The following is a 1220-nucleotide window of genomic DNA, read 5'->3' on the forward strand; positions in this document are numbered from 1 at the left end:
GGAAACACTGATTATTTCACCAGCCTGCCTTCCTGATGGCAGAGCTGTTTGAGACACTGTCGCCTACGCAGACTGGAGCCGTGAAGCGATGCAATCGAGCTTTTCCGACCTGGAGTACGCAGCCAAGAAGAAGCAGACGCGTCGCGACCGCTTCCTTGGCGAGATCGATGCGGTGACGCCCTGGGTGGCGCTCGAGGCTGAGATCGAACCGTTTTACCCGAAGGGCGAAGGCCGCGGTCGGCGTCCGATCGGTCTGTCGCGGATGCTTCGGATGTACGTCGCGCAACAATGTTTCGGGCTGTCGGACGAAGGGATCGAAGACGCGATCTATGACAGCCAGTCGATCCGCAGCTTCGTGGGGATCGACCTGGCTCGGGAAGCGGCTCCGGATGCGACGACGCTGTTGAAATTCCGTCGTTTGCTGGAAACACATGGACTGACCGGCAGGATCTTCGAGGCGATCAAGACACACTTGGCCGATAAGGGCCTGATGATGCGCGAAGGCACGATCGTCGATGCCACGCTGATCGCGGCACCGCCTTCGACCAAGAACCGCACCAAGGCCCGTGACCCCGAGATGCACCAGACGAAGAAGGGCAAGCAGTGGTATTTCGGGATGAAGGCGCACATTGGCGTCGATGCCGAGTCGGGCTTGGTCCATGCGGTCGTGGGGACGGCGGCCAATGTGAGCGACATCAGCCAGGCGCACGCCTTGTTGCACGGTCAGGAGACGGAAGTGCTCGGTGATTCGGCTTACCAGGGTGTGGGCAAGCGTCAGGAGAACCAGGGCAACAAGGCTGTTTGGCATGTGGCCATGAAACGCGGTAAGCGCCGCGCGCTGCCGGCCGATCGGCTGGGCAAGCTGCTCGAGCAACTCGAACGCGTCAAGGCCAGTATCCGAGCCAAGGTCGAGCATCCGTTCCATATTGTGAAGAACCTGTTCAAGCACAAGAAGGCACGCTACCGCGGTTTGGCCAAGAACGAAGCACACCTGTTCTCCTTGTTCGGCTTGGCCAATCTGATCCTGGCGCGTCGGGGTTTGTTGCCACAACGTGCTCGAGGTGCGTCCTGATGGCGCGGCCAAGGCACAAAAGCAGGGCGAAAGGCCTGCGCACAGGGTATTGCTTCGAACAAAAAGTGCCGATGCATTGATGGAGCCAGCGACGAAGCATGCTTAGAAATGATTCAGCACCGATGAAAGCGATTTATTCAGCGCTTCC

The 1220-nt window shown here is 59.3% G+C and carries 1 protein-coding gene; it reads left to right on the forward strand.

Annotation, left to right across the window (positions count from 1 at the left end):
- The first annotated feature begins 88 nt into the window (after nucleotides 1-88).
- The gene (locus NX068_RS21060) at nucleotides 89-1072 is read left to right on the forward strand and encodes an IS5 family transposase (protein ID WP_263463200.1); all 984 of its coding nucleotides are present in this window, start codon (nucleotides 89-91) and stop codon (nucleotides 1070-1072) included.
- The last annotated feature ends 148 nt before the right edge of the window (nucleotides 1073-1220 follow it).

Origin of the sequence: Thauera carbonicopians, assembly GCF_025699485.1 — a bacterium.
In the GTDB taxonomy this organism is placed as follows: Bacteria; Pseudomonadota; Gammaproteobacteria; order Burkholderiales; family Rhodocyclaceae; genus Thauera.

Coding starts and splice junctions, on each gene's coding strand:
- NX068_RS21060 (WP_263463200.1), top strand. CDS start 89: ATGCAATCGAGCTTTTCCGACCTGGAGTACGCAGCCAAGAAGAAGCAG.